The 20,766-nt window shown below is 51.0% G+C and carries 17 protein-coding genes and 2 tRNA genes; 9 read left to right on the top strand and 10 right to left on the bottom strand.

What is annotated here, in order from left to right:
- Positions 1-24: 24 nt before the first annotated feature.
- Entirely contained in the window at positions 25-1,257 is a 1,233-nt protein-coding gene (locus ACLTX1_RS04405; RefSeq protein ID WP_308448438.1) for an acyltransferase, read from the top strand.
- Positions 1,258-1,327: 70 nt separating this feature from the next.
- Here the strand turns inward: ACLTX1_RS04405 and ACLTX1_RS04400 are convergent, their stop codons facing one another.
- On the bottom strand, positions 1,328-2,035 hold the full coding sequence (locus ACLTX1_RS04400; protein WP_308448439.1) for a histidine phosphatase family protein: 708 nt from the start codon (positions 2,033-2,035) through the stop codon (positions 1,328-1,330).
- Positions 2,036-2,197: 162 nt separating this feature from the next.
- On the opposite strand from ACLTX1_RS04400, the gene ACLTX1_RS04395 reads away from it, so the two are divergent.
- From ACLTX1_RS04395 to asnB (ACLTX1_RS04375), 5 genes are read left to right on the top strand one after another with little or no spacing between them, the layout of a single operon-like run.
- Positions 2,198-2,866, top strand: coding sequence for a helix-turn-helix domain-containing protein (locus ACLTX1_RS04395; RefSeq protein ID WP_176820244.1), 669 nt, complete (start codon positions 2,198-2,200; stop codon positions 2,864-2,866).
- Between the two features lie 31 nt (positions 2,867-2,897).
- A complete protein-coding gene (gene asnB / locus ACLTX1_RS04390; RefSeq protein ID WP_308448440.1) occupies positions 2,898-4,775 on the top strand; it encodes an asparagine synthase (glutamine-hydrolyzing) in 1,878 nt (625 codons plus the stop codon).
- A gap of 24 nt (positions 4,776-4,799) precedes the next feature.
- A complete protein-coding gene (locus tag ACLTX1_RS04385) occupies positions 4,800-6,041 on the top strand; it encodes an ATP-grasp domain-containing protein (RefSeq protein WP_176820246.1) in 1,242 nt (413 codons plus the stop codon).
- Positions 6,041-6,760 (top strand): aspartate/glutamate racemase family protein, encoded by a 720-nt coding sequence (locus ACLTX1_RS04380; RefSeq protein ID WP_308448441.1) that lies wholly within the window; start codon positions 6,041-6,043, stop codon positions 6,758-6,760. The genes ACLTX1_RS04385 and ACLTX1_RS04380 overlap by 1 nt, the downstream gene beginning before the upstream one ends.
- A 21-nt stretch (positions 6,761-6,781) precedes the next feature.
- Positions 6,782-8,629: an asparagine synthase (glutamine-hydrolyzing) gene (gene asnB / locus ACLTX1_RS04375; RefSeq protein WP_308448442.1), complete on the top strand. Its 1,848-nt coding sequence runs from the start codon at positions 6,782-6,784 to the stop codon at positions 8,627-8,629.
- Between the two features lie 152 nt (positions 8,630-8,781).
- Here asnB (ACLTX1_RS04375) and ACLTX1_RS04370 read toward each other — a convergent pair whose 3' ends face one another.
- The gene (locus ACLTX1_RS04370; protein WP_308448443.1) at positions 8,782-9,561 is read right to left on the bottom strand and encodes an AraC family transcriptional regulator; all 780 of its coding nucleotides are present in this window, start codon (positions 9,559-9,561) and stop codon (positions 8,782-8,784) included.
- Positions 9,562-9,742: 181 nt separating this feature from the next.
- On the opposite strand from ACLTX1_RS04370, the gene ACLTX1_RS04365 reads away from it, so the two are divergent.
- Positions 9,743-11,449: a glycoside hydrolase family 2 protein gene (locus ACLTX1_RS04365; protein ID WP_308448444.1), complete on the top strand. Its 1,707-nt coding sequence runs from the start codon at positions 9,743-9,745 to the stop codon at positions 11,447-11,449.
- Between the two features lie 171 nt (positions 11,450-11,620).
- A complete protein-coding gene (locus ACLTX1_RS04360; protein WP_343284445.1) occupies positions 11,621-12,517 on the top strand; it encodes a hypothetical protein in 897 nt (298 codons plus the stop codon).
- 135 nt (positions 12,518-12,652) lie between these two features.
- Here the strand turns inward: ACLTX1_RS04360 and tsf are convergent, their stop codons facing one another.
- The 8 genes from tsf to ACLTX1_RS04320 form a co-directional block, all read right to left on the bottom strand.
- Positions 12,653-13,573: a translation elongation factor Ts gene (gene tsf / locus ACLTX1_RS04355; protein WP_343284446.1), complete on the bottom strand. Its 921-nt coding sequence runs from the start codon at positions 13,571-13,573 to the stop codon at positions 12,653-12,655.
- 70 nt (positions 13,574-13,643) lie between these two features.
- Entirely contained in the window at positions 13,644-14,381 is a 738-nt protein-coding gene (rpsB, locus tag ACLTX1_RS04350; RefSeq protein WP_176820253.1) for a 30S ribosomal protein S2, read from the bottom strand.
- A 160-nt stretch (positions 14,382-14,541) separates the two neighbouring features.
- Positions 14,542-14,832 carry a YlmC/YmxH family sporulation protein gene (locus ACLTX1_RS04345; RefSeq protein ID WP_176820254.1) on the bottom strand — a complete coding sequence of 97 codons (291 nt, stop codon included), beginning with the start codon at positions 14,830-14,832 and terminating at the stop codon, positions 14,542-14,544.
- A 57-nt stretch (positions 14,833-14,889) separates the two neighbouring features.
- Positions 14,890-15,456 (bottom strand): DUF4886 domain-containing protein, encoded by a 567-nt coding sequence (locus ACLTX1_RS04340; protein WP_176820255.1) that lies wholly within the window; start codon positions 15,454-15,456, stop codon positions 14,890-14,892.
- Between the two features lie 137 nt (positions 15,457-15,593).
- Positions 15,594-16,619 (bottom strand): dihydrodipicolinate reductase, encoded by a 1,026-nt coding sequence (locus tag ACLTX1_RS04335; RefSeq protein WP_343284447.1) that lies wholly within the window; start codon positions 16,617-16,619, stop codon positions 15,594-15,596.
- Positions 16,620-17,027: 408 nt separating this feature from the next.
- Positions 17,028-17,114 (bottom strand) — tRNA-Leu (locus ACLTX1_RS04330).
- A gap of 65 nt (positions 17,115-17,179) precedes the next feature.
- Complete coding sequence (locus tag ACLTX1_RS04325; RefSeq protein ID WP_412330524.1) at positions 17,180-18,679, bottom strand: glycoside hydrolase family 43 protein; 1,500 nt, start codon at positions 18,677-18,679, stop codon at positions 17,180-17,182.
- A 136-nt stretch (positions 18,680-18,815) separates the two neighbouring features.
- Positions 18,816-18,901 (bottom strand) — tRNA-Ser (locus ACLTX1_RS04320).
- A gap of 311 nt (positions 18,902-19,212) precedes the next feature.
- Between ACLTX1_RS04320 and ACLTX1_RS04315 the strand changes: the two genes are divergently transcribed.
- Positions 19,213-20,766, top strand: coding sequence for a phosphatase (locus ACLTX1_RS04315; RefSeq protein ID WP_412330523.1), 1,554 nt, complete (start codon positions 19,213-19,215; stop codon positions 20,764-20,766).

The following is a 20,766-nucleotide window of genomic DNA, read 5'->3' as shown; positions in this document are numbered from 1 at the left end:
AGGGGCTATGAAAGAGAGAAATCTATGAAGCAAAGAAGCGACTACATTGGCATATTAAACGGCATACGCGCGTATTCCATTTTGATCGTTGCCGGGTTTCATTCGTGGCAGCAATCCTGGCTGCAAAATCTGTTTCCAAGCAATTTGCTGCAGTTTATGGGCGTGCGGAATTTCAGCTTAAACTGGGTGCCGCGCACGGGCTACATGTTTGTAGACGTGATGCTGCTGATTTCGGGATTCTGCCTCTTTTTGCCCTATGCGCGGCAAATGACCGACCCGCTTGCGCCGGAGCCGGATAACCTGCGCACATTCTTTAAAAAGCGTGCGGCGCGCATTTTGCCATCGTATTATTTGTGCTTGCTTCTCTACCTCATTTTCTGGGTGCGGCCTTCGGATTACGCGAATATCAAGCAATACTTGCAGGATATTTTTGCGCACCTGACGTTTACGCAGACGTTTTGGCCGGAAAGCTACATCGGCACAAAATTTCCGACAGCACTGTGGACACTCGGCGTGGAAATGCAGTTTTATCTCGTCTTCCCTTTGCTCGCGCGCGTGTTCCGTCGCTTTCCGCTTGTGTGCTGGGCGGTGCTTTCCGTTTTGGCGCAGGTGTATATCGTGCTTTTTGCACATCTGCCGCAAGGCAACGCAGAAAGCCTGCGCATCAACCAGTTCCCGGCGTTTTTGGGTGTATATGGAAACGGTATGCTGTGTGCGCTCTTCTTCTGCCGCCTACGGATATGGCGCGAGCGCGAATGGAAACAAAACCGCGTTCTGCCGCTTGCGGCGCTGATGCTGCTTCTGTTCAACGGTGCTGCCATTGTGTGTATGTTAAATGACGGGCTGAGCCGTGCGGCAATCATCCAGCGCTGGCAGGTGGATTACCGCTTTCTGTTTTCTGCGATGATCTGCGTTTTCATTTTGCTTTTGGATGCTGCACCGAAAGGCGTGCAATGGCTGTTTTCAAACCGCATAGCTGCTTTTTTGTCGGCGGTCTCCTATAATTTCTATATCTGGCACAGCACGGTGCTTTTAAAGCTGAAAGCGTGGCGCATTCCGTATTACCCGGATGCCCCGGAGGGCGCTGCCGCGTGGCCGCAATCCGCAGGCGGCGAGCCGTGGCACTTTGCTTGGCAGGTGAAGTACACGGTGCTGTTTTGGGCGTGTGCGCTCCTTTTGGCGGCGTTTTTCACCTATCTTATCGAAAAACCGACAGCAAAACAGCTGCTCAGAAAGAAGAAAATCATCCGTACATAGAAACAGACCGCCGCGGCGTATTTCACGCATTCGGCGGTCTGTCTTCATATTCTGTCCGGGTTACGGAAAACTATTCCGTTTTGCCGTCTTCTTTCTGGCCGTAAGCGCGGTCGGCGGCTTCTCTTGCAATATCGATGACGCTGTATTCGCGCTTTTCGCCCTGTTCGATGATAGGCAGCATTTGGTAGACTTCTGCCGCCATGCCGTGCCCCCAAAGCATGGGGTCGATACGCATGGAGTAGCCGTGGCCGTTTTCGCACATCCAGTCGGTCATTTTGGCGCGCGGCAAGCCGTAAGCCGCTAAGATCGTCATGATGACGCCGCCGTGTGTGACGAGCACGGCACTCTCATCTCCCGTCATCATCATGTTTTTAACGAGCATCTCAAAGCCCGCACAGACACGCTGCATAAATACGATGCTGCTTTCGCCGTTCGGCGGGGCCTCGTGCTGGCCACCGTTCATCCAGGCGACGAACTTCGGGTCGTTTTTCAATTCTTCGGCTTTTTTATTTTCCCAATCGCCGAAGTCGCACTCGGCAAGCTCTAAAATAACTTCCGGGTCGGCAGTGGGATATAAGACCTTCAGCGTATCGACACAGCGCACACACGGGCTGGCGTAGTACTTTTTTGCTTCGGGGTAAATGCCCTTACGTTTCAGCTCCAAAAGTGCCTGAATGCCCTCCTGCGCAAGCGGAGACTGTGTGCGGCCGATGTAACGACCCTCCAAATTGCCCTCACATATACCGTGGCGGATTAAATGAATGGTGTAAGATTTCATGCGTTTTTCCTTTCCGGGACGGTAAAACGCTGCCGTTGCGTCCCTTTCACCAAAAATTCGCGGGAAAACCCGCAAAAAAGGTTCGTTTATCTGTTTACTTCTCGGATAATTTCGTTTATAATTTACAGTGTGTTATTTTTTGACTCAGGTGGTGAAACTTTTGTGAACAGTGATTTTCCGCGCATTCTGACACTGCTGCGCAAGGAACAGGGTATCAGCCAGAAAAAGGCTGCCGCAGACCTTGGCATCTCGCAGGCGCTGCTCTCTCATTACGAAAAAGGCATACGTGAATGCGGTTTGGACTTCATTGTGCGCACGGCGGATTATTACGGGGTCTCCTGTGATTATCTGCTGGGCAAAACACCGCACCGGCAGGGCGAAAAGCTGCATGTGCCGGAAACGGAGGAGGAAGACACGCACGATGGTCTCCCCAACGTGAGCCGAAAAATAATATCGAACTCCTTACATATTGTATTTGGTATTCTGAAAAAAATCAATAGCAAATCTTTAACAAAAGAGATCACGCTGTATTTGAGCGGCGCTGTGTATAACGCGTTCCGCATGCTGTATACGGCGAACCCGAAAAATCCCTCGGCTCTTTTTGAGACGAAGGACGGACTGAGTGAGGCGCTGACCGACGGCCGTATGCAGCTGGCGCGTGCCAAAAGCCGCGTGATGCTGCTCGGCGAAAAAGTGTCGGACGACGAGGCCGTTAAAAAAGACGACCTGCCACAGCTTTCCGGCGAGATGCTCTCGGCGGAATATCCCGATTGGGCGCCCTCGCTTTTTGCATTGATTGAGAATACCGAAAACGAACACAAGGAAAACTAAGTAAACCAACCGCAAAAAGGAGGCAAACTGTATGTGTGGTTTTGTAGGTTATATTGACGGCGGCGAAACACAGCTTATGGAGCCCGTGCTGCACGCTATGGCAGACCGCATCCGTCACCGCGGCCCGGACGACGCCGACTATTATATGGACGGCGAGATCTCGCTCGGTTTCCGCAGACTTTCCATCATTGACCTCGAGGGCGGCAGACAGCCGATTTTGAATGAAGATAAAAGCAAGGTTCTCATGTTTAACGGCGAGATTTATAACTATCAGTCTCTCCGCGAAGACCTTTTAAAGGCAGGCCATGTATTCACAACGAAAACGGACAGCGAAGTGCTGCTGCACGGCTTTGAAGAATACGGCACCGACCTGCTCAATAAGCTGCGCGGCATGTTCGCGTTCATCATTTGGGACAAGAATACGAAAACGCTGTTCGGCGCGCGCGATTACTTTGGCATTAAGCCGTTTTACTATGCAAAGATGCAGGGCACGTTGATGTTCGGCAGCGAAATCAAGAGCTTTGTGGAACACCCGCACTTTAAGCGCGAGCTGAATGAACGCGCACTGGAGGGCTACCTTTCTTTCCAGTATTCTCCGGGCTACGAGACGTTCTTCAAGAACGTTTACAAGCTGCCGCCTGCACATTATTTCTTCTACAAAGACGGCAAAATGGATATACAGCGCTACTGGATCCCGGAATTCAACGCGGAAGAAGACAAGCCGCTTGAATATTGGGTAGACGAGATTGAAAAGACCTTTGACGACTCCGTGAACGCACACAAGATTGCGGACGTTGAAGTCGGCTCTTTCCTTTCCTCCGGCGTGGATTCCAGCTATGTGGCCTGCTCTGCCGATGTGGACAAGACGTTTACGGTCGGCTTTGACAACGGCGAAAAATACAACGAGATCAGCTACGCAAAGGAGCTTTCCGAGCTGATTCCGGTGAAGAATTACAGCAAGACGATTACCCCGGAAGAGTTCTGGGGCAACTTCGGCAAGATTCAGTACCACATGGACGAGCCGCTTGCCGACCCGTCCGCCGTGGCACTCTATTTCGTGTGCAACACGGCTTCCAAATATTTGAAGGTCGTGATGTCCGGCGAGGGCGCCGATGAAATTTTCGGCGGCTACAACATTTATAAAGAACCGCTCGCCGTACCGGCTTATGATAAGATCCCGTTCCCCATCCGTCGCTTTATCGGCAAAATCGCTTCGCACCTGCCGAAGAAATCCGGTATCAACTTCCTTATCCGCCGCGGCAAAAAGCTCGAAGATCGCTTCATCGGCAACGCGTACATGTTCACTGAGGAAGAACGCAAGAAGCTCCTTAAAATTAAGACCGATGCACCGTCCCCGGCAGAAGTCGTAAAGCCGTTCTATGATCGCGTAAAGGACAAAGACCCGGTAACGAAAATGCAGTTCGTTGACCTTAACGCCTGGATGGTCGGCGATATTCTTCTGAAAGCGGATAAAATGAGCATGGCAAACTCCCTTGAGGTGCGCGTGCCGTTCCTCGACAAGAAGATTATGGAGCTTGCGGAGCGCATCCCGCTCAAGTACCGTGTAAACGACGAGAACACGAAGTTTGCGATGCGCAAGGCCGCTTTGCGCCGCATGCCCGAAAAGTGGGCCGGCAAAAAGAAGCTCGGCTTCCCCGTGCCGACACGTGTGTGGCTCAAGGAAGACAAGTACTACAACATCGTAAAGGAGAAGTTCACGGGCGAAGTGGCACAGAAATACTTCAACACCGACATGCTCGTAAAGCTGCTGGACGACCACAAAAACGGCAAGGCGGACAACAGCCGCCGCGTTTGGACGGTCTACACGTTCCTCGTGTGGTACGACCAGTTCTTTAACGATGATATTCTCAACGGCTATGCGGAGCACACAGACGCAAAGACCGCGTAAGTATTTGGAAGGAAAATGAAGATCATGAATACAGAAGCATTGAAAAAACAAGATTTTCTGCCGGTTCTGCTCGGCAGTGACATCAACGTATACGGCATGGCGCGTTCTTTCCACGAGGCTTACGGGTACAAAAGCGTAGCGGTCGGCAAGGGCATCCTCCCCGCCTGCACGCACAGCCACATTGTGGAAGTTTTAAAGGTAGAACCGCGCCTTGAAGAAGACGACGTGTTTGTTCGCACGCTGACGGAATTTGCAAAGAACTTCTCCGGTCAGAGATTACTGCTCGTCCCCTGCGGCGACAACTACATCAAAATGCTTGTGCGCAACCAGACGAAGCTGCGCGGCATTTATGAATTCGAGTGCATCAGCGAAGAGCTTTTAATGCGCCTTTCCATCAAGGAAAGCTTTTATCAGGTCTGCGAGGAGCATGGCTTCTCGTTCCCGAAGACAACAACCTGCACGTATGAGAACCACAAGAATCTTGAGCTGCCTTTCGACTTCCCGGTCATCATCAAGCCCTCGAACAGCGTGGCATATTGGAACTGCAAATTCCCGCACAAAAAGAAGGTTTTCGTTGCAAACACCCGCGAGGAATTTGATGCGATTTTGGACGCCATCTACGGTTCCTCTTACAAAGATCACCTCATTTTGCAGGAATTCATCCCGGGTGACGATTCTAAAATGCGCGTGATGAACTGCTACTGCGGCAAGGATAAAAAAGTAAAGCTCATTGCACTCGGCAATGCCGTGCTTGAGGAGCATTCCCCGGAGGGCATCGGCAGCTATGCGGCCATCATCAACGGCTACGACGAAAAGCTGAACGAGACGATGAAAAACTTTCTTGAGGGCATCGGTTACGTGGGCTTTGCAAACTTCGATATGAAGTACGACGAGCGTGACGGCAAATATAAGCTCTTCGAGATGAACCTGCGACAGGGCCGCAGCAGCTATTTCGTAACGGCTGCGGGCTACAACATTGCAAAATGGCTTGCGGACGACGTCATCTACAACAAGCCCATGGATCTTACCATTGCCACAAATAAAGTGCTGTACACAATCATCCCGACGAAGATCATCTTTGACTATTGTCCGGACACCGCCGTGAAAGCGGAAGCGAAAAAGCTCATCGACGAAGGTAAAGTGGTTAACTCGTATTATTACAAGAAAGACCGCAGCCTGATGCGCTGGCTGATGTTCCGCCGCAACCAGCACAACTACTTTGAAAAGTACAAGCGTTATTTTAACAACAAAGGACTGCGTGACTGATGAACAGTTTAGGCGTTATCGGCGGACTCGGCCCCATGGCGACGGCGTATTTATTAGAGCTTATCACCGACATGACCGATGCTCGCACCGATCAGGAGCATCTTGACGCGATCATATTCAATCGCCCGAGTGTGCCGGATCGGACCGCATACATTTTAGACCATACAAAGCCCTCCCCTGTGCCGCCGATGATCGACATCGCACAGAAATTGGAGGCGCTGGGTGTGTGCGCACTCGCTACCCCGTGCGTGACGGCACACAGCTTTCACGATGAACTGCAAAGCAGCGTACACATTCCGTTTATCCACATGGTGCGCGAAACGGCAGCATATCTAAAAGAAGCCGGCTGCAAAAAGCCCGGCATTATGGCGACAACCGGTACGGTGCACATGGGCTTATTTCAAACCGCGCTGACCGATGCGGGTCTTTCCTACGTTTTGCCGAACGACGAAATGCAGCAGAACGTAATGTCGCTCATTTACGACTGCGTAAAAGCAGGTGAACCGGCGGACATGGTAAAATTCCGCGCCGTTTCCGACGCTTTGCGCGCGGACGGCTGCGACGCTATTATTTTAGGCTGCACGGAGATCTCCATCATCAAGCGCGATAACGAGCTTGGGCCCGGTTATCTCGACGCGCTGGAAGTGTTGGCACGCGCGTGCATTTTAGCGTGCGGCAAAAAACTTAAGCCGAAATATTCTTCCCTGATCCAACAATAAAAGCATAAGGAGGCGTTTTGTATGTGCGGCTTTGCCGGTTATATTCACAACTACGGAACGTTCGATAAAGAAGAAGTCATCCATAAAATGGCCGACCGCATCAAGCACCGCGGCCCGGATGATGCCCATTATTACATTGACGACGGCATTGCCCTCGGTTTCCGCCGCCTTTCCATCATCGACCTCGAGGGCGGCAGACAGCCGATTTTAAACGAAGACGGCTCGCTCGTGCTGCTCTTTAACGGCGAAATTTACAACTATCAGGAGCTTCGCGAAGAGCTTATCAAGGCCGGACACGTCTTCACCACAAAGACAGACAGCGAAACGATTCTGCACGGATACGAGGAATACGGCAAAAAAATCCTTGACCGTCTGCGCGGCATGTTTGCTTTCATCATCTGGAACAAGAACACAAAAGAGCTCTTTGGTGCACGCGATATTTTCGGCATCAAGCCGTTCTATTACTACAAAAAGGGCAAGGAATTCATGTTCGGCAGCGAGATCAAAAGCTTTCTCTCTCACCCGAATTTTGAAAAAGAGCTCGACGAGGATATGATCCCGTTGTACCTTTCCTACGAGTACAGTCCGGACGAGCGCACAATTTTTAAAAATGTCTTCAAGCTGCCCGGCGCACACTGCTTCACCTACAAAAATGGCGAACTGAAAGTGGAGCGTTACTATAAGATCGAATACAAGATTGAAGACGACAAATCGCTTGAATACTGGGAGGACGCCATCACAAAGGAGTTCACGGAGTCCGTCTCCATGCACCAGATTGCCGATGTTGAGGTCGGCTGCTTCCTCTCCTCCGGCGTGGATTCCAGCTATGTTGTGAAAGAAATCTCCAAGGGTACGAAGAAGGTCAAGACATTCTCCGTCGGCTACGAGGAGGAAAAATACAGCGAGCTGCCGTATGCGCAGGACTTCTCCAATGTCATCGGCGTACCGAACATCGCGAATAAGGTTTCCGCAGATGAGTTCTTCGACGCGGTACCGGAGATTCAGTATTACATGGACGAGCCGCTGCCGAACCCCTCGGAGATCCCGCTCTACTTCCTCGCCAAAAATGCCCGCCGCTATGTGAAGGTCGTGCTTTCCGGTGAAGGTGCGGACGAGCTGTTCGGCGGCTACCCGATGTATCTTGCAGGCGGACACTTTGACCACTATTCGCATAAGGTACCGCGTCCGGTGCGTAAAGTCCTCGGCACGGTCGCAAAGCACTGCCCGAACTTCAAGGGCAAAAACTTCCTCGTGCGCGGCGCCATGGAGCCGTATCAGCGCTTTATGCGCGCAAACTACGTTTTCCAGAGCGCAGAGCGCCAAAAATTCTTGAAGCGTCCCATCGCGAGCAAGGTTCCGGAGGAATACAGCAAGCGCTATTTCGACGAAGTATCGAATCTCGACGAGCCGACCCAGCTTCAGTATGTGGACATGCACACGTGGATGATTTACGACATCCTACTGAAAGCCGACCGCATGAGTATGGCAAACTCCCTTGAGCTGCGCGTACCGTTCCTCGATAAAAAGATGCTGGAGCTTTCCACACGCATTCCTTCCCGCTACCGTGCAGCAAACGAAACGACGAAGATCGCCCTGCGCGGCGCGGCTATCAAGCAGCTGCCGGAGCGTACCGCGAACAAAAAGAAGCTCGGCTTCCCTGTTCCGCTGAACGATTGGCTGCGTGAGGATAAGTACTACAACAAGGTCAAGGCGGCGTTCCAGAGCGATATTGCGGAGAAATTCTTCGTGACAAGCGAGCTGATGAAGCTGCTCGACGACCACAAGAGCGGCAAGGCGCTGAACATGCAGAAGATCTGGTCGTTCTATACGTTTATCCTTTGGTATGAGCAGTTCTTTGTGCTGAACTGAATATAGTCGAAAACAGCGTCAAATTACAGATTGGCGCTGTTTCTTTATGGAATTATTCTGTTTTGTTAACAACAGACAAGCAAATTTTAAAGAAAAACAAAAGCTTTATTCTTCCCTTTTGGGGGCGGAATAAGGCTTTTTCTTTTACCGCTTTATCGTCTTGCACGGCGGTACGCGGCCGGTGTTTCGCCGGTGATGCGTTTAAACTGGCGGATGAAATGGTATGGGTCTGCATATCCGCTGTGCTCGGCAACTTCCGTGATGGGCAAGTCACTGCCGGAGAGCAATAAAGACTGTGCATAACGAATACGCGCTTCAATCAGGTCGCGCATGGGCGATGTACCAAAAACCGCGCGGTATAACGCATGCAGGTGCGAAGCGCTGACAGACGCAAGCGATGCCATTTGCGGCACAGTCCAGTGCTTTTCCGGATCAGAAAGCACCGTGTGACGCAGGTTCTGCATCTTTTCCCTATCTGCACGGCTGACCGCAGGTGAGTAGTTTTCTTCCGCTATGGCGCGGGAGAAACGCACAAGAAATTCTGTGGTGTATGCTTCCAACAAGTCCTCCCGAAACGGTTCATTAGAGAAAAATGCAGCTTCCGTTTTTCGGAAAAGGCCGGAGATAAACTCTGCCGCACGTGGATAAAGCAGTGTGTTTTCTGGAATACGATAGCGCAAAAGCTGCACGCGAAAGCCAGGTGCAAAATGCGCCCAGTTGTGCGTGAGGTTACTGTCTGAGTGAAACCACTGTGGTTCATCCGGCGCATAGAAAATACACGCGCCGGGTCTTACTGTGACCTTTTCCCTGTTAATTTCAATCTCCACGCTGTTCATAAAGTGCAAAAACGTGTAGATTTCAATGCCTGTTGGGCGCACAAGTGTAAACCCGGCTTTTTCCGGCCAATCGTGGCGAATATCTGTAATCTCCATTTTGACGCCCCCTTTGCTTTAATTATACTCAAAAATTCTATGTGTCGCAATAGAATAAGTCAATTTCCGCACATGATACGACATTGTATTTTACAAAGAGATCGCGTACAATGAAACCGTAATCAAAAAGCGCGGCAGAAATTGGGATTTGCCGTCTTTTCGAGGAAAGGATGTACGAAAAATGAGTAATATACCGAGGAAAGAATATCCGCGCCCGCAGTTTGTGCGCGAAAACTGGATGAACCTGAACGGCACATGGGCGTTTGAGATCGATAACGGCCGCAGCGGTGAGGCGCGCGGCTTACAGAAGGTCGGCACAGCGCTCAGCGGGGAGATCACCGTGCCGTTCTGCCCGGAAAGCGAACTTTCCGGTGTGCAGCACACGGATTTCATGTACGGTGTGTGGTATAAGCGCACTGTAACGGTCACAGAAAAACAGCTGAAGGGCCGCGCCGTGCTGCATTTCGGCGCTGTGGATTATTGCGCAAAAGTTTTTGTGAACGGCAAGCTTGCCGGCACACACAAGGGCGGCTATGTTTCGTTTGAGTTTGACGTGACCGCACTTTTAAAAGCGGGCGAAAATGAAATTGCCGTCTACGCCGAAGATAATACGCGCGACCGCCTCATCCCGAGCGGCAAGCAGAGCGAGCAATATAACTCATACGGCTGCTTCTACACGCGCACCACGGGCATTTGGCAGACCGTATGGCTGGAGTTCACCCCGAAGGCTTATATTTCCCGCGTGCAGTATTATCCGAACATCACTGCAGGCACGGTGACGGTGACCGCAGAGCTGGTCGGTACGGCAAACCTCACAGCAACGGCTTCGTTTGAAGGCAAAGAAATGGGCAGCTACACAGCAGAAAACGCCTGCGGCACGCATACATTCACGATAAAGCTGAGCGAAAAGCATCTGTGGGATGTCGGCTGCGGCAATCTGTATGACGTTGCATTCGCTTTCGGTGAAGATAACGTCACGAGTTATTTCGGTCTGCGCGAAGTGCGCCTGGACGGCCACAAGTTCCGCATCAACGGCCGCTCTGTTTTCCAGCGTCTGGTGCTCGACCAAGGCTTCTATCCGGATGGCATCTACACTGCGCCGAGCGACGAAGCGCTTGAAAACGACATTAAGCTCTCCCTTGCCGTCGGTTTCAACGGTGCCAGACTGCATGAGAAGATTTTTGAAGAGCGCTTCCTCTACCACGCGGACCGCTTAGGCTATATCGTTTGGGGCGAATTCCCGAACTGGGGTCTCGATTCCTCCTATGCCGATTCCGTTTACGGCATTTTACCGGAGTGGACGGAAGAGATCCGCCGCGATTTTAACCACCCGGCTATTGTCGGCTGGTGTCCGTACAACGAGACATGGGATACTGACGGCAGGAAACAGTTTGACGACGCACTCGACATCGTCTACAGAGCAACGAAAGCGCTTGATCCTACCCGTCCGTGTATTGATACGAGCGGCAACTATCATGTGGCAACTGATATTTTCTGCGTGCATGATTACGAGCAGAACCCGGAGATCTTTAAGGAGCACTATGACAAGCTAATGACCGAGGGAACACTGTTTGACAACCACGCGCACCGCCAGACCTACAAGGGCGAAGCGACGTTCGTCAGCGAATACGGCGGCATTCAGTGGAGTCAGGACGAGAGCGGTTGGGGCTACGGCACCGGTCCGAAGACCGAAGAAGAATTCCTCACGCGCTTTAAGGGCCTTACAGACGCATTGCTTGATAACAGTGAAATGTTCGGTCTTTGCTACACGCAGCTGACCGACGTGGAGCAGGAACAGAACGGCCTTTACACCTATCAGAGAAAGCCGAAGTTTGATCCCGCGTTCTTCCACGGCGTTTTGAGTCGCAAAGCCGCAATCGAAGACTAACAGATACGTTTGGTGCCCGCAGTTTTTCCGCTGCGGGCACTTTTTTATCAAAATACAGGAATTTTGTTGATTTTCGTCATACGTACGTCACAAATGCATAGTATTCTATATAATAGAGTAATTTTGGGCAGCAAGCTTCTGCTGCCGGATGCTGTTCTGAGGAGCGTATTTATGCCGCAAAATCACTTTAGAGAACCGAAAAACCGACGTGAACATCTTCTCTCTTCCCTACCAATCGTCTTGCCGGTGGCAGCCGTGACGATATCCGCCGCCGCGTTTGGTCTGCTGTTCCTGCAAGGGAATCCAGTGGAAAGCGTGGAAGAATCCCTCACATACACTGCAGCGATTGGCGCAGCTGACGAGCAGGTGGAAATGTACGTCTACGACGCGGGCAACGATGAAGTTGAGGAAGCCGAAGAAGAAGCTTCGGAAATGAATGCCGCGTCTTCCTATGCCGCGAAAGAGCGCATTTTGCCGGCTGGCGAAGTAGAAGACACCGCAGAGCTTGTAGATGCATACAGCTCTGTGCCACTATTTGTTTCAAGCGGCAATCTTGCGGAGCAAGGCGTGCAGACACGGCTTGAGCTGCTTGAAGATTATTTTCCAAACGGCATGTACTGGAACCATGTCGGTGTGGACACAAGCGAAATGACGGCAGACGAAATTGCCATGTGCGTTACAGACACGCCGTGCAACCATTCCGTTTATGGTTATGGAAACTGCAACATTTATAACGGTCTGATGGATGATTTTTTCCCGCAGTACGAAGACGAAACGCAATGCCTCGGCTACGCTTCCCTCATCAGTGACCTGCTGTTCGGCTACGATGCACCGATTACGGAGTTTTATGACTTTGACGAGCTGCGCATCGGCGATCACATCCGCATGGGTTGGTATGAGCACTCGATGATCGTGACGGATATCGACTGGGATACCGATACCATTACCGTGACGGAAGTGAATGTAGATTATGAAAACTGCCAGATCTCTTGGGGTCGGCAGATCACCCGCAGCGAGCTTTTCGGCATGGAAGGCGACCTTACCTATTACACGCGCTACGCAAATTAAAAATCGGTTATTCTGCGCCTCGGCAAGATTTTGATGTCTTGTCGGGGCACATTTTATATTTCCCAAAAGTTATACGATACAAAAACACCCCGAACGACGCAAAATCGTTCGGGGTGTGCTGATTCAAAGAATCAATTATTTAACCATGTTGGCAACTTCGCTTGCGAAATCGTCGTTTCTCTTCTCGAGGCCTTCGCCCTTCTCGAAGCGAACGAAATCCGTAACCTTCATCGTGCCGCCGGCCTTCTTTGCTTCCTCAGCAATGTACTGCTCAACGGAGAGGTCGCCGTTCTTAACGAACGCCTGCTGCAGGAGGCAGTTGTTCTCATAGAACTTGCCGATTCTGCCGGTAACCATCTTCTCGATGATGTTCTGCGGCTTCTTGGAGTTCTTCGGATCGTTCTGAATCTGAACCATGAGGATTTCTTTTTCCTTATCGAGTGCTTCAGCCGGAACCGTGGACTTATCGAGATAAGCCGGATTCAGAGCGGCAATCTGCATTGCGACGTCCTTGCCGCACTCGTTGAGAACTTCTGCCGGAATGTTCTCGGTCTCAAAACGAACGAGAACGCCGATTCTGCCGCCGCCGTGTACGTAAGCAACGCAGTCGCCCTCGTAACGGACGAAACGACGGATCTTGATATTCTCGCCGATGGTGAGAATCTTATCCTTCAGCATAGCGTCAACGGTCATATCGGAGCCGTGTGCCTTAGCTGCAAGGAGAGCTTCAACGTCTGCCGGGTTCTCATAGATAACGGTCTCGGCACAGGTCTTAACGAAATCGATAAACTGAGCATTCTTCGCAACGAAGTCGGTCTCAGCGTTGACTTCGATCACAACGCCAACCTTACCGCACTCGCTGACCATAGCGTATGCAACACCCTCAGCTGCAATACGGCTTGCCTTCTTAACGGAAGCTGCAAGACCCTTCTCGCGGAGAATCTCGGTTGCCTTCTCTACATCGCCCTCAGCCTCTGTGAGAGCCTTTTTGCAATCCATCATGCCGCAGCCTGTCTTAGCGCGCAGATCTGCAACGTCCTTAGCTGTGAAATTCATTTCAAATCACCATTCCTTGTAGAATCTTAAACTCTATATCAAACAAAAGGAATTTTTAACCGAAATTAAATTATTCCTCGGTCTCTGCAGCAGCTTCTTCGGTCTCCTCAGCAGCAGCACCCATACGGCCCTCGCGGCCTTCGATGATAGCGTTAGCCATAGCACCTGCGATGAGCTTAACAGCGCGGATAGCGTCGTCGTTGCCCGGGATAACGTAGTCAATCTCGTCCGGATCGCAATTGGTATCTACGATTGCAACGATCGGAATACCGAGCTTCTTAGCTTCGGAAACAGCGATTCTTTCCTTTCTCGGGTCAACAATGAACAGTGCGCCCGGGAACTCCTTCATGTCCTTGATGCCGCCAAGATACTTTTCGAGCTTTTCGATCTCAAGCTCAAGCTTGCTGACTTCCTTCTTCGGGAGCAGCTCGAAGGTGCCGTCTTCCTGCATCTTGCGCAGCTGTGCAAGTCTCTGAATTCTGCGGCGGATGGTCGTGAAGTTGGTGAGCATGCCGCCAAGCCAACGAGCGTTTACATAGTAAGCGCCTGCGCGGAGAGCCTCTTCCTTAACGGACTCCTGAGCCTGCTTTTTCGTGCCTACGAAGAGAACGCTCTTGCCTTCCATGGAAAGGTCACGAACGAAGTTGTAAGCCTCTTCGAGCTTCTTAACGGTCTTCTGCAGGTCGATGATGTAGATACCGTTTCTCTCCGTGAAGATGTACTGTGCCATCTTCGGGTTCCATCTTCTTGTCTGGTGACCGAAGTGAACACCGGCCTCCAGAAGCTGCTTCATTGATACGACTGCCATTTGAAAATACCTCCTTGGTTTTTCCTCCGCCGGGCTGATATTTTCGGGGAAAACCGCTTTCGCGGCACCAATCCGAGAGCCTCGGCGTGCGTTTTTGCTTGCAGAATCTGCAAATCGCTGAACTATTATAGCACAACATGCCGGGTAAAGCAAGTGTTTTCTATCCGTTTTCAAAGAAATTTTGTAAGAAGCTGCGCTTCGGTGTCCGCTTTACGGGAATGTGATCGACCAGCACCGCATCCTCCCCAATGGTCTTCACAGCGCTCCATGGGATCACACAGTCATTCTCTCTGCCAAACAATCCGAAAAAGCGCGGACGGCCGTACACCACGATCGCCGTCAATGCCGCCTGCTGTGTATCAAATTCAATATCACCGAGGTACCCGATGCGCGAGCCATCCAAAACACTAATAACCTCTCGCCCATGCATTTCTCCGATGCGTTCTAACATATCGCTCCCCCGTTTCGCCGTATTTTTCCGATACAGCGTATGCACAGTAGGGATACATTATGCGTTTGCATCCTTTAAAATGACTTCGGCAATCGTTTCGGCGGCAAGGTTCGAGCCCGCTTCGTTCGGATGGCTGCCATCGTCGTTGAAAAGATTCTCGGTTTCGGTTTTTTCATAAAATGCACTGCCGACATCGGCGAGCAGCGTGTGGTTTTTCTCTGCCGCTTCTGCATAGGCTTCGTGCATTTTGCGGTACATCTCATCGTAATCTATACCGAATTTTTGAAGCTGTTTGCCGTCTTTTTGGTATGCCCATGTCGCATACAGAACAGGTACGGCACCGTTTTCACGAATTTTACCGCACAAATCTTTCACGCTCTGCATAAAGCTTTCCTTTGCTGTGATAGGGCCGTTGCTCATCTCCTGCAAAACGACGTAATCCCATTTTTCATTTTGCAGCAGCTCCAATGCTTTTGCGCCGAGCCTTGTTTCAGGGTTCAGCTGCTCACGTAAGCGTGCACCGCCGCGTGTGTTCTGTACTACTTCGGCACCCGTGATTTCCGCCAGTATACTCGGCAGATCATTTGTAAAAATATAGCTGTTTCCAAGCATTAAAATGCGCATATTTATTTCTCCTATCCTCATGGTACTTTATCATTTATAATATAGCACATTTTCGCAGTTTAGACAAGAAAAGCCGCCCGGTTTTTACACCGAGCGGCGAAATTCACTTGTTTCTTTTTAGTATTTTCTTGCTTTAATCAGCAATAGAACTCCATCGGATACGTGAGATACTTGTTCGGGTCAAGCTGATCGGCAGTAACATAACCGGCCGGTGCACAAATGAGGCTCGGCAGACGATTGACAACCGTCGCGCAAGTATGCTCAACGGTTGCAGGCTTCACAACATGGAACTCGGTGTTCGGCTCGCCGATGATTTGCCAATCGCACATATCGCCGTCTTCCGGGCCGTAGACCTTGCCGATGGTCTCCTCTTCGATGGTGATGCCCTGCATTGTCTCGATGGCCACGACGGCAGACATGCCGATGCAGCGGCCGGCTTCGATGGTCTTGCCGAGCGTCTCGGAGTAAATGTCGTGATCGATGATGCACGGCACATGCTTCTGGTTGATAGACTTGATTGTCAGGCCAAGCTTATTGCAAATGGCTTCGCTGGCATTCCAAGCGTAGGACGGCTCAAAAATGTCCGGGTGCGCAATCCTCTGCTCAAACTCTTCTGGTGTCAGGTCGCAGCCATGCGCATTTGCGAGCGCTAATCCATATTCCTCTACGTTGTAGCTGTACGCGCCTTTAATCTTCGTAATTTTGTGGCAACCGCCCGCGACGAGCGCGACCATGTTGATCCAGAAGATATCCTGCATGCCGCTGCCCGTGATGGTGCAGTTATTCGCTTTAGCGATAGCGTCCAGACGGTTGACCTGAACCGCAGAGGTCGTCCACGGATAAATCGCTTCTTCGCATGTCGTGATGACATTGAGTCCGCGTGATACACATTTTTCCACATGGTCATAAATATCGCCGATGAAGCTGAACAGCGTCACAATCGCAACATCTGCATCGCACTCATCGAGAACTTTATCCGCATTGTTCGAAATCAGTACGCCGGTCTTAAGGCCGAGACCCGCGAAATCACCGACATCCTGCCCGACGACCGCCGGGTTTACGTCGATCGCGCCGACAATCTGTGCGCCGTGCTCATGCAGATACCGAAGAATGTACTTGCTCATTTTGCCGCAGCCATACTGCACAACTCTGATTTTTTCCACAAGAACTTCCTCCTTTGATTTGGATTTCAAATTTATCTTCGCGGGACATCCCGCTTGTCTTCGCTTATAGTATATCCTCATCTTAGTTTAGAGTCAAGGAAGTTTTGTGAAATTTTTATTAATCTTTTATTCGTAGAATTCTACCGACACTTGAAGCTGCAAAAATATATGCACACCAACCTATACCGGAAAAGCTTAAGCCTTCGTAAAACCAAGATTGATCGGATTGATGCGCGAGCCATTGCAACGATGCTAATGTCTAAAAGAACGATATGCAGAAAACTCGCTTTCAATATCTTCGTTATAGTTGCGCAAATTTGGTGATGTAGGAGGGCAGTATACAAACGCGCAAAACATAAAAAAGCCCGCAAACCCAGCCATTTCAAGGGATTGCGAGCCTTTGAGGTGTGGTGCCGGTGGCGGGGGTCGAACCCGCACGATGTTGCCATCAACGGATTTTGAGTCCGTCTCGTCTGCCAATTCCAACACACCGGCTTAACAAAATTCATTATACGTTAAACCGGTGGAAAAAGCAAGTGTTTTTTTAATTATTTCGAATTTTATTCATTTGCGGGCACAGAAACGTCAAAATAACGGTACTTTGCTTCGCAGTCCCCCTGCGCCGTAAGACCCACAAAGCAGCCCGTAAACGTGCAGTTCATGCACTCTGTGGATAGCAACTGCGTGCTGCCGGTGCCGATCTCTTTCATCTCTTCCCCAGCTTTACCCGCAAGGAACGTATAGCGCAGGCGGTTGGCCTTGATGCACAGCGTCAGCGTGTCCGTTTCCGGGAAGAACACCGGCTCACTCTCGATCAGCATATCAACCACGCGGCGGCGCAGCGTGACCTCCATACCGCCGTTTTTACGCTCGGCAAACAGCTCATAGTGGTGCTCGTTCGTGTGGAAAACCGTCATGCCCGCTTTGCCGTCGCCGGAAAGCATCATTTCGGTCGTATAGTTCAAACCAAACTGCTGTTGGCGCACACCGAAGAATGTGACCGTCTTCAGCTCGTCAAGCGTCGCCTCACTGCCGCGCAGTGTAACGCCGCTCTTATCAAATGTATACTTCATGCGGTCGGGTGTGCGCAGATAGCTCCAGCGTGGTGCAGGTGCAGCTGTGTTGAAATCATCGTGCCAACTGCGCGCAACACGCACGTCTCCTTCGCCCTCTGCCGTCATGATGGGCTGAATCTCCTTGCCACCGTATACGACCGGCCAGCCGTTCTCATCCCATGTAACCGGCGCAATCATCGTCTCGCGGCCGGTGTGATGCAGCATGAAAACAGACGGGCGAATGCCGTGAAATACCATCCACCATTTGCCCTCCGGCGTCTCTACAAGGTCGGCATGTCCGAGCGCCTGGAACTCCACGCGGTGTGCATTGCGGTGCGTGAGGATTGGGTTGTGCGGACAAGATTCAAACGGGCCCCACACACTTCTACTGCGCGCAATGGTCTCCATGTGGCCGTACTCCGTACCGCCCTCGGCAATCATCAAGTAATACCAATTGCCGATGCGGTGCATGTGCGGTCCCTCCGGGCATTTGCCGCCGGTACCGTACCAAATGCACTTTGTCTCGCTCAGCTTTGCGCCGGTCTCAAGATCAATCTCAAACTGTCCGATGCAGCTGTTGCCGTTTTCGTCCGTATGTGTACCGGTGTAATACACCTTGCCGTCCGCATCCCAGAACAAAGATGGGTCAATGCCCTGATGGTCGATCCAGATCGGGTCGGACCACTCGCCGCGGATGTCATCTGTCCACACAAAAAAATTGCCGCCGTCTGTCACATTCGTCGTAATCATATAGAATCGGCCGTCGTGGTAGCGGATCGTCGGCGCAAAAATACCGCCGGAGGTACGGCAGTCCACCAGCGGCAACTGGCTTTCGCGCGTCAAAACATAGCCAAGCTGCTCCCAATGCAGCAGGTCACGGCTATGCCAAAGCGGCACGCCCGGAAAAAACTCAAACGAGCTGTTGACAAGATAATAGTCTTCACCTACGCGGCAAATGCTCGGGTCCGGGTAAAAACCCGGCAGGATTGGATTTTCGTATGTCATGTGTACTCCTCCAAATTTAAACGTTTGGGCATATTGCTCTTGCTTCTTTTTCACTCTATATATAGTATATAGTCTGCGTTATCAAAAAGCAATGCGGATAAAAGAAAAACCCGGATAACTTCCGTTATCCGGGTACTGGCGGAGAGGATGCGACTCGAACGCACAATGCCTTGCGGCACACCACATTTCCAATGTGGCTCCTTACCATTAGAATACCTCTCCAAGCGACGGGTATTATTATAGCGCATGTCTTTCAAAAATGCAAGTGTTTTTTCAAAAAAAATTCATTTTATTTCCTTTTAGGCAATATTGTGCGAAATATTTGCACATTTATATATTAAAACTATATAGCAGGCTGTACCTTTTTCATCCAATTGTATGGCTCACGTATATTTTATGTAAAATTCGGCGAAAACAGGGTGCTTTTTCCTCTCGGGTTTGCTATAATAAAGTAAATATCTCAAGAATTCTTGCGGGCCCGCTTTCGGCGGCGCTCCGATTTAGTTGCTCTACATTGAAAGGCGGTGCTCATATTGAATAAAAAACTTCCGGGCGGGCCGGCTGCGGTCATCGAGATCGGTTCCAGTGCGGTGCGCATGCGTGTCTCGCAGTTAAAGCACGGCGAGATCGAAACGCTGGATTCTCTCGAATACCCTGTGTTCTTCGGCCACGAGGTCTTCACCACGGGACGCATCAGCTTTGAAAGCCTGCGCCAACTCTCCTCTATCCTCACAAAATTCACAACGGCGCTGGAGGGCTACAACTGCAAAAACGTGCGCGTGGTCTCCTCCACCGTGATGCGCGAGGCGGAAAACCGCTCGTTCGTCATCGATCAACTCAAAATTCACAACAATCTGCACTTGGAAATTCTGGAATACAGCGAAGAAAAAGCACTCATCTGCTCCGAGATTATCCGGCTTTTAAAAGAAGAAAGCAAGATCGAGATGAAAGACGCGCTCATCGCGTATGTCGGCACGGGCAGCATCGGTGTTGCGCTGTACGACGGCAAGGCAATCTGCACCTCGCAGAACATCCCCATCGGCTCCTTAAAGCTACACGACGCCCTCGGTGCGCTCAGCCGCGAGTGCGACGATTTTTACCCCGCGGTCGAAGAATATCTCGACATCATTTTAAACCGCGTCGATATTCCGAAAAAAGACATTCGCAGCATCATTTTGACGGGTTCCGATCTGGAGCTTGTCGCCTCCGTGTGCGGCGCCGAAAAAAGCGGCGACCTTTACACCATCTCCGCAAAGAAAATGCACGCGGCGTATAAGGAAATCCGCATGATGTCCCATTCTGCCATCGCACGCCGCTACAACATTTCCGAGGAGCTTGCCGAAATTCTCTACACAGCGCTTTCTATATATACCGGCATGCTGCGCCTTTCGGACGGCGTGCAGAAGATCATTTGCCCGGATATCGATATTTGCGATGCCATCACACGCCACATGCTCGTGCCGGGCGCGCAAAAAGAATACATTGCGCAAACAAACGAAAGCGCCATTGTTTCCGCAAAACGCATCGCGGCAAAATACAACTGCCACGGCGCACATTCCGACGCCATTTCAGAGTTTGCATGCACGCTTTTCGACAAATTCAAAAGCCTGCACGGTCTGTCAAGTGACAAAAAAATCATTTTGCAGCTCGCGTCCATTCTGCACAGCTGCGGTCAATACATCAACGTGCGCATGCCGAACCAGTGCTCATTCGACCTCATTAAAGATCTCGACATTTTCGGCCTCACGCACGAACAAATTCTGCTCACGGCATTCGTCGCCGGCAGCGATGAGTTCACCATGCCGAATGTTGCCGATACAGGTGCAATCCCGATGACGGAAGAACGCCGTTTGGAAATCTTAAAGCTCGTTGCCATCTTCCGTCTTGCAAACGCGCTCGATAAATCGAAGCGCCGTAAGCTGCGCATCAGTAAAATCCGCATTACAAACGAAAAGCTGGAGATCAAAGCCGTCGCTTCCGGCAGTGCCCTGCTCGAAAAATGGGCGTTTGAGGAATGCGCCGGTCTCTTTAAGGAAGTATTCGGTCTCAGCCCCGAGCTGCAAATCAAAAGCGAGCTGCTGAAATAA

Origin of the sequence: Hominenteromicrobium sp. (assembly GCF_046974225.1) — a bacterium.
Lineage (GTDB): Bacteria > Bacillota > Clostridia > Oscillospirales > Acutalibacteraceae > Hominenteromicrobium > Hominenteromicrobium mulieris.
This window is presented reverse-complemented; position numbering and strand designations above follow the sequence as displayed.